The organism is Sphingomonas sp. 179-I 2A4 NHS (assembly GCF_045369135.1).
Lineage (GTDB): Bacteria > Pseudomonadota > Alphaproteobacteria > Sphingomonadales > Sphingomonadaceae > Sphingomonas.
Genome location: NZ_JBIQFL010000001.1, coordinates 708,110 through 715,063, shown reverse-complemented (window position 1 = coordinate 715,063; position 6,954 = coordinate 708,110). Strand labels below are relative to the sequence as shown.

General features: G+C 62.1%; 6 protein-coding genes. All 6 read right to left on the bottom strand.

Features of this window, described 5'->3' with window-relative positions; translation table 11 throughout:
* Positions 1-51 precede the first annotated feature (51 nt).
* The 6 genes from ACH0CP_RS03290 to ACH0CP_RS03265 all read right to left on the bottom strand — a co-directional run bounded on the left by ACH0CP_RS03290 (position 52) and on the right by ACH0CP_RS03265 (position 6,930).
* A complete protein-coding gene (locus tag ACH0CP_RS03290) occupies positions 52-387 on the bottom strand; it encodes a response regulator (protein WP_406893864.1) in 336 nt (111 codons plus the stop codon).
* Between the two features lie 54 nt (positions 388-441).
* The gene (locus ACH0CP_RS03285) at positions 442-2,736 is read right to left on the bottom strand and encodes an ATP-binding protein (RefSeq protein WP_406875354.1); all 2,295 of its coding nucleotides are present in this window, start codon (positions 2,734-2,736) and stop codon (positions 442-444) included.
* 101 nt (positions 2,737-2,837) lie between these two features.
* Positions 2,838-4,391 (bottom strand): EAL domain-containing protein, encoded by a 1,554-nt coding sequence (locus ACH0CP_RS03280; protein WP_406888523.1) that lies wholly within the window; start codon positions 4,389-4,391, stop codon positions 2,838-2,840.
* Positions 4,392-4,584: 193 nt separating this feature from the next.
* The gene (ald, locus tag ACH0CP_RS03275) at positions 4,585-5,664 is read right to left on the bottom strand and encodes an alanine dehydrogenase (protein WP_294442026.1); all 1,080 of its coding nucleotides are present in this window, start codon (positions 5,662-5,664) and stop codon (positions 4,585-4,587) included.
* Positions 5,665-5,792: 128 nt separating this feature from the next.
* Positions 5,793-5,993, bottom strand: a complete 201-nt coding sequence (locus tag ACH0CP_RS03270) for a CsbD family protein (RefSeq protein WP_294442025.1) — start codon at positions 5,991-5,993, stop codon at positions 5,793-5,795.
* Between the two features lie 52 nt (positions 5,994-6,045).
* Positions 6,046-6,930 (bottom strand): tyrosine-type recombinase/integrase, encoded by an 885-nt coding sequence (locus ACH0CP_RS03265; protein WP_294442024.1) that lies wholly within the window; start codon positions 6,928-6,930, stop codon positions 6,046-6,048.
* Positions 6,931-6,954 lie beyond the last annotated feature (24 nt).

Sequence of the window (6,954 nt, the reverse complement as noted above, 5' to 3'; positions counted from 1 at the left end):
GCCTTCAATACCATGTTTTATATAGGAAATATAATGGTCAGGACAGCGAAATCAGCGCCTTACTTGGGAAATGTGGGTGAAGATTACGTCGTCAGCGCCGGCGGCGATGCAGCGTTCGCGAAGGTCGATGGCGGTGTCCGCGGTAACGACGATGATGGGCACCCGGCCCTTCGCATCCTCACGCGCCCGCACGTGGCGGATGGCGGTGATGCCGTCCATGCCCGGCATACGCAGATCGACGAGCAGCATGTCGTAATCATTGATGTCGACCAAGCGCAGACCTTCCTCCGCGCTTTCGGCCTCTTCCATGTCGGCCCCGGCAACTTCCAGCATATCCCGGACGACACGGCGATTCATCCGGTCATCCTCGATGAAAAGCACGTTCATAAGTGGAGCCCGGACAGGCAGCTCATTCGTTCCATGTTGCCTACCATTATCGCGTTATGCCGCTTCGGGCACAAGAGCGGCGGCATCCGAATCTGTAGTGAACAATGCTTTAACCAACGCTTCCTTGCCAATCGGCTTTGCGACGAAACGGGTAATGCCTGCTCTGCCGAGACTTGCTCGCTCCACCGGCTCCAGTGCGGGTCCCAGCAAAGCGATCGTCGCCTGAGGCGAAGCGGCCGCCAGGGACGCAATTGCCGAGACATGATCGTCCCACCCGCGCATGGTGGTGTCATCGATGAGCAGAGTCGCGGCAGGTGCGGTCGCCAGCGCCTCGAGCGCGTCCGGCGCGGTGGCGGCAAAAGCCACCGCACCGCCGACAGGGCTGAGCAGCGCCTTGAACATGGCGCGTGTGATCGGGCTTCGATCAATTACCAGTACGCCGCGACCCTGCCCGCCTGCTCGGGCCGGTTCTTCGATCGGCTCATAGGGCAGATCAAGCGTGAAGGTCGCCCCGCCGTCCAGTTCACTTGCCACCGTGACGTCGCCGCCCATCGCACGGGAAAGATTGCGGCAGATCGACAGGCCAAGACCGGTCCCGCCGAATTGACGGGTCGTGCCTGCATCAGCCTGGCGGAAAGCTTCGAAAATTATCTCCTGCTTGTCCGCTGCAATGCCGATGCCGCTATCGGCAACGACCAGGCTCCAGCGCCCGTTCGTAGTCGACGAGGTGACGGTTACATGGCCGGACGGCGTGAACTTCACCGCGTTGGACAACAGGTTGAAGACGATCTGGCGCAACCGCGTGGCGTCGATCATCGAGTTACCGGGGCAGTCCATCAGATCGAGGCTGAAATTGAGCCCCTTCGCACGCGCCTGATCTTCCCACATGCGCGCTGATTCAACGATCGTCCGGCGAACGTCGGCCGGCGCGTTCTCGATCAGCATTTTGCCGGTTTCGATCTTCGCGACGTCCAGGATGTCATCGACAAGCGCGCGCATGGTGGTGCCCGCGCCGTGCACCACCGACAGACGATCGCGCGTACCCGGCTCGAGCTTCGGATCCGCGAGCATGACCTGGGTCATCCCCAGGATGCCATTCAGTGGGGTGCGAATCTCGTGACTGGTTGTCGCGAGGAACTCCGTTTTCGCAGCCAAGGCCTTCGCCAGAGCTTTATTCGAGACGGCAAGCGCATTGCGGCTGCGACGGATCGTGAAAAGGCCGAAGGCAAGCAGGCCGATGATCAGCAGAGTTACGGCCGCCACGCCGACGAAAATCTGCCGCTGCGTGCGCGCACGCGCTTGCTCGAACGCGACGTCCTTTTGCAGATCGGCCGCCTTGAGCTGCGCAATCCGCAGTTCCTGGTTGGCAAAATCGAACCGTGCTGCAGCGATAGCGGCGCTGTTCGACCGGGCGATCTCCGTTGCCTGGTCATCGAGCCGCTTCAACGCAGCGAGGTGTTTCAGCGCAAGATCGGGGCGCCCGACCCGCTCATAGATTTGGTATGCCGTTGCGTGCGCCGGACGATCTGGAGGTAGCGTGGCTTCGAGGTCGACTGCCCGAAACCGTTCTTCGATCAGTTGCCGCGCCCGGGCAACATCACCGCGGTCGAGCGCTAACTCTGCGGCAAGAGCGATAAAGATGGGTCGATAAGCAGCAGCGTCAGACTTTGCCGGGAAGCCGAGCCCCTCCGTGATATAGCGCTGAGCCCCCACGAGGTCCTTACGCTCCAGACGAATGTCGGCAGCGTTGGACAGGACCTGAGCATAAAGCAACGGGCTGTTCATCGAGCGAACGGCGCCGAGCGCCTTCCCGATTTCCGCTTCAGCGGCAGGCAATCGCTCAAGCTCTTTCAGTGCGCGCGCGCGACCGTTGAAGATAGCGACAGACAGTCCAGGATCGGCGCGATGCGCTTCGATCGCTTCGCCAAAGTAGCGCAGCGCCGCGTTATGATCGTTCGCGTTGGCATGCACCAACGCGATCATGATCAAGGCCTTCGCCTGACTGCGCGTGTCTCCCGAAGCCTGGAACATGGCATGAGCACGACGCAGGTTGGTCAGTGCGGGCCCTATCTGCCCTGTAGCGCTCAGCACCCCCCCTTCGGAGAGCAGGATGTCAGCGTTCAACTGCGTGCCGGGCGCCGTCTTTTCAACGATGCGCCGCGCATCTGCGAGAACCCTGGCGGCTTCCTCTGGCTCGGCCACTCGACTCTTCGCTTCGCCGAGCAACCACAGCGCAATCGCTTCCATACGTCGAGACTGAGCGCGCCGGGCGAATGCGAGGGCTTGTTCCGCACCCCCGACTGCGCGCGCCGGATCGGTGAGCATAGCTGCCTTCACATCCGCGGCCATGACATCGAACTTTGGATCGCTTACCGAACGGCTCGGAGGCGCAGCAGCCAGCAAAAGCGGGGCGACCAAGAGGGCTGCAGACGCGCAGCGGCGGAACTGTATCAACCGCGCTTCCAAGCGGTTGCAAGGCGGTTAAAGGATGCTCGCGTATCCTCGGGCGCCTGGTGGTGCCGGTCTTCTTCCAGGTACGTCATCAAAGCCTCGACCGCGATTGGACGGCTGATGAGGAAGCCCTGAACCATGTCGCATCCCATGACGGTGAGCAACGCCAGCGCGGCGTGAGTCTCAACGCCTTCCGCAACGACTTCCATCTCAAGCGCATGCGCGAGGTCGATCGTCGAGCGGACGATGAGCGGGTCGCGGTTCGAACTCGTCAATTGCGTAACGAACAGCTTGTCGATCTTGAGTTCGCGCGCGGGAAGCTGCTTCAGGTAAGCAAGGCTGGAAAGACCGGCCCCGTAATCGTCGATCGCGATGACGATGCCGATGTCCGCGAATCGCTGAAGATTGGCGATCGCAGACTGCGGATCGCGAATGACCGAAGTCTCTGTCACCTCAAAGCCGAGTTTCGCATCTGCCTCCGCAACCAGGTGACAAGCTGCATCGACAAACGCATTGTCGGCGAGCAGTTGGCCCGAGATGTTGATGAAGACGCGTAGATCGTGGCCGGCGGCCGAAAGGCGACGCTGATCGGCGATCGCCTGACGGATCGTCCATAAGGTCAGGAGGTCGATAACCCCGCCATTCTCAGCGGCCGCGATGAAGTCACCCGGGAGGACAAGCCCACGTTCCGGATGACGCCACCGAACCAAGGCCTCGGCGCTGCCAATCTCCTGCCGGCGGACATGCACCTTCGGTTGATAAAGCAGCAGCAATTGGTTTTCGGCGATCGCGACCCGTAGCTCATCTGCCATCCGGCGCAACTCGCGGGCGCCGGGTCCGGTAACATCGTGCTTTACGGCGCCATCTGCCCCTCGCGCCTCCAGCAGGGCCGCTTCCGCTTCCTCCACCAACCGGACGTCATCCGTCTGCGAGGCGCGGCCTACCGCCGCTCCGAAGACGGCCTTTAATCTATGCTCCTCACCCTCGAGGTTAAACGGAGCATCGCAAAGCTCTCGAAGGCGCTCCAACACCCTATCGAGATCGCTTGCTTCGCCGCTCTCCATCGTCAGCTCCACCATGCTGCGGCTTGCCGCGGATAGGCGCGCATCAGGCAACGCGGCGGCAAAGCGCGACACTACATCCGCGGTCAGTAGATCAGCGCGGGCACATCCAAGGTGCCGACGCAGCGCCGCGAAGTTGGTGATCTCGGCCAGCACCATGAAACACCATGCCGGCCGCTCCGCCGGCGACAACGGTAGGGCGTCGTCCGCATGATTCGTCGCTGCGACATGCATGGTTTGGGAGCCCGAGCGAGACATGGCTCCGCGATACGCCGGCATCTCTGAAGATACCTTAAACGTGCACCGTATCGGCACAGATTGTTTGGTTAATTTTCTCTTAAACTGTTTGCTAGAAGGTAAACAAATCGTTAAGGGGTTAGCTGCGTTTCCGTCGCGCACCAAACTAGGGAGACTAAAATGCTCGCTTTCATCCTCGCGCTTATCCACGGCGCTGAAATCAAGCCTTGGTAACTGCTTGGCAGTGCTCGGCATCGGAGTGTCATGTTGCGGCTAGGCTTCATGACGGGAAGATCGCAATGGTGCTGCCGCAGTAATATTAGGGTCGCGACAATCCATTTGGCTGGTCGCGTTTAAAAACAGAAAGACCTCGATCTGACACCAGATCGAGGTTTTTTTGCTTTCGAAGTAAGATGATGAGCGAACAGCGCCGCTCCCGGTGTGGCCGCTACCGCAAGCTCTCAGCCACCGCTTTGTTAACGATTTCGCCGTCGTGAATGTTGAGACCGTCCATGAGCCCGGGATCGCCGTCGCACGCCGCGACACCCTTCGCGGCGAGCGCAAGGCCGTAAGGAAGCGTGGCGTTGTTGAGCGCGTGGCTTGATGTAAGCGGCACCGCGCCCGGCATGTTCGCGACGCAATAGTGAATCACCCCGTCCACCTCGTAGGTGGGGTCAGCATGGGTCGTGGCGTGGCTCGTCTCGAAGCACCCGCCCTGATCGATCGCGACGTCGACCAGCACGGCGCGTCGCTTCATGTGGGACAGCATCGAACGGGTTACCAGCTTGGGTGCCGACGCGCCGGGGATGAGCACCGCACCAATGACAGCATCAGCCTCGCTGATCTCGTGTTCGATCGCCTCCAATGTGGAGACGCGCGTGCGCACCCGCCCCTGGAACAGTTCGTCAAGCTGTCGCAGCCGCGGGATCGAGCGGTCGACGATCGTTACCTCCGCGCCGAGGCCCACCGCCATGCGCGCGGCATGGGTACCCACCACACCGCCGCCGAGCACCACGATGCGAGCGGGCGCCACGCCCGGGACACCGCCGAGCAAGACACCGCGACCACCGTTATAGGCTTTCAGCGCAGCGCCAGCGGCCTCGATCGAGAGGCGACCGGCGACCTCGCTCATCGGCGCAAGGAGCGGCAACCCGCCTGATCGGTCCGTCACCGTTTCATAGGCGACCGCGGTGACACCGGAATCTATCAGTCCCTGCGCCTGTTCGGGATCCGGCGCCAGATGCAGGTAGGTGAAAAGGATCTGGCCCTCGCGAAGCTGCACCCATTCGTTTGGCTGCGGCTCCTTAACCTTCACAACCATCTCGGCGCGCGCGAAAATCTCTTCGGCGGTCGCGACGATGCTTGCCCCTGCGCCAACGTAGGCTGCGTCATCCGCACCGATCCCGGCTCCAGCCGTTGTCTCGATGATGACATCATGGCCGTGCGCGATGTATTCGCGAACCGCTCCTGGGGTCAGACCGACACGATATTCGTGGTTCTTGATTTCCTTCGGAACACCAACCAGCATTCATCTCTCCTGGTATCACCTGATACCACCTGAATTCGCCCTGCGCCCGCGGTTCCGAAATGACAAGGGGCCGCGCCGAACATTCGGCGCGGCCCCTCTCCCGCGTGACACTTCAAATAAAAGCCGCCTTAGATGTCGTCGCCAAGCGCGCCCTTCACCTTGCCGGCAAACTGCTGCGCCTTGCCTTTCATTTCCTGGCCGGCGCCCTCTGCAGCAAGCCGATCATCGGCTGCCGTACGAGTTGCAGGATCCTTGTCGGCAGCGGCTTGCTTGGCTTTGCCCAACGCCTCGTTGACGTTGCCTTTTACCTTGTCGATAAGCTCGCCCATATTCACCTCCTACTACTGCCAGGAAAACGGGCCCCGTCGCCGGTTTGTTCCGTCAGGCCCGGGGATGGGCGTGGCGGTACACATCCAGCAGATGAGCCGCGTCGACAGCAGTGTAGATCTGTGTTGAGCTCAGGCTCGCATGTCCGAGCAACTCCTGCAACGATCGAAGATCCGCGCCGCGACCAAGCAAATGCGTGGCGAATGAATGCCGAAGCGCGTGCGGCGTGGTGCGTTCCGAAAGGCCTAGCAGCCCCCGTGCCTGGCGAACCCGCGCTCGCACCACCCCGGGGGAGAGCGGCCCGCCGCGAAGGCCGCGGAACAATGGTTCTCCCCGATCCGCCAACCACGGCGAGATCGCCAGATACTCCTCAATCGCGCTTCTGACTGGGGGAAGCAGCGGGACAATACGAGTCTTGTCTCGTTTGCCCTGGACGATGATCGTTTCACCGAGCGGCAACACCGATCCGGTGAGCGCCAGCGCTTCACCGATGCGCAGGCCAGCACCATAGAGAAGGAGCAGCAAGGCCCAGTCTCGCTTTCCTACCCACGGCGTCTGCGCGGCCGCTCCCACCTCCTCGGCCAGCGCCACCGCTTCGTGTGGCGCGACAGGACGGGGAACACCCTTGCGCACGCGCGGCCCCTTGAGGCGAGGCGCCTTGCCATCTCCCGCTGACCAACCGAGGAAGTGCCGCACCGCCGAGAGCTCGCGCGCTGCGGATGAGTTCGATAGCCCTTCGCCGCGGCGGTGGGCGAGAAAGGCCCGCAGATCTGCGGCGCCGACCTCCGCTAGACGTAATCGCGTGGGTGGGTCGCCCCAATGCGCGCGAAGGAAGGCGAGGAGGCGCTCAGCGGTCGCGCGATACACTCGCACCGTGTGGATCGAACGGCGGCGATCACGAACAAGGTGCGCGGCATAGAGGCTCGGAAGATCTTCCACGCGTAATGCATAGCGACCGCTTTC

Excerpts from the sequence above, each read along its gene's own strand:
- ACH0CP_RS03290 (WP_406893864.1), bottom strand. The coding sequence starts at position 387 with ATGAACGTGCTTTTCATCGAGGATGACCGGATGAATCGCCGTGTCGTC.
- ACH0CP_RS03285 (WP_406875354.1), bottom strand. The coding sequence starts at position 2,736 with ATGGCCGCGGATGTGAAGGCAGCTATGCTCACCGATCCGGCGCGCGCA.
- ACH0CP_RS03280 (WP_406888523.1), bottom strand. The coding sequence starts at position 4,391 with ATGCCGAGCACTGCCAAGCAGTTACCAAGGCTTGATTTCAGCGCCGTG.
- ald (WP_294442026.1), bottom strand. The coding sequence starts at position 5,664 with ATGCTGGTTGGTGTTCCGAAGGAAATCAAGAACCACGAATATCGTGTC.
- ACH0CP_RS03270 (WP_294442025.1), bottom strand. The coding sequence starts at position 5,993 with ATGGGCGAGCTTATCGACAAGGTAAAAGGCAACGTCAACGAGGCGTTG.